Annotated in this window: 1 protein-coding gene and 1 pseudogene; both read right to left on the bottom strand. The window is 35.0% G+C overall.

Features of this window, described 5'->3' with window-relative positions; genetic code table 11:
* Positions 1 to 300 precede the first annotated feature (300 nt).
* A complete protein-coding gene (locus JMI89_RS11745) occupies positions 301 to 669 on the bottom strand; it encodes a hypothetical protein (RefSeq protein WP_187756463.1) in 369 nt (122 codons plus the stop codon).
* A 3-nt stretch (positions 670 to 672) separates the two neighbouring features.
* A pseudogene (locus JMI89_RS11750) lies at positions 673 to 1,110 on the bottom strand (hypothetical protein); the annotation flags it as partial.

Here is a 1,110-nt window from a genome sequence, read left to right on the forward strand (position 1 = left end):
TTAGTTTAAATATAGTTATCTAAATCCATTAATCGAAAGCGTAGTTTATCTTTGATGGGCATTCAAGCTTTATGTTTGATATTAGAAATAAAATTTTATATTGTGGGTTATATGTCGCAAGGCACAAAACCTAATCCAGACCACTGTTCACCGTTAACGGTAGGGGCTGGAACGGATAAGCTTTTATGCCGAAAGACCTGTGATCATTAAAGTTGAGCAAAATAAAATTATTATTGAATTTGCGATACAGATCTGAAAAAAATAACAAACTTCCCGCTAGTTAAAGTGGAGGTTTCCTACTTAATCATGATTGATATATATTGCATCGACTTTTGCTGGTACAACATTTTCCCAATTCATGATGAGCAATATATCAATAGCCATTTTTCTCATATTCTGCCATTCAGCACTTTCACAAAGTGCATCATTATTCCAGTATTGAATATTAGCAGCTCCGCTTATAGATAACATATAATCATCTAATTTTTTTACTGCTAGTTTTTGCTCTGATGTAAGAGAAGATGCGACTAGAGGATCATTAAGTTCATCTAAGGCCATTTCCCACTCAACCGCTAATTCATCAGCTATATTTGCAAAATCAGGGAATAAACTCTTTTGTATTTCACAAGGTTGTGCTATTGCCTGAGTTACCCATTTAATCTTGTTCATATTCTATTCCTTTGGTTTATTGATAATTGTCGCTCTTTCTCCCACACTTGGTTTATATGTGTTTGGATCAACAACTTTTATTGTACCTTGTGTTGTAGTTGATACTTTATAATAGCTACCACCATGACGTCCTCCGCCTGGGTGTATCTGTATCTGGCTAATTTCAGGATGATCTTTAACTTCAATAATGACTGCCTGTCCTGAACCTCTTGTTGATTGTCTAATGTTAACTTGATAACCTGCTGCCTGAAAATCTTTTGCAATATCATCAGCAGATCTCCCCCAAATAGATTGAGGTGATTTTGTAAAGTCATTTGCAATATTAATTTTTATAGGTGGCGTTGGAGTAGTCGCTCCCTTTTCAACAACATTATTCCAATTAACCTCATCTAATTCAACTTCTACCGCTTCAATTTTATGATGTACCTTCGCTCTTACTTC

Origin of the sequence: Frischella sp. Ac48 (assembly GCF_019641635.1) — a bacterium.
GTDB classification, from domain to species: domain Bacteria; phylum Pseudomonadota; class Gammaproteobacteria; order Enterobacterales; family Orbaceae; genus Frischella; species Frischella japonica.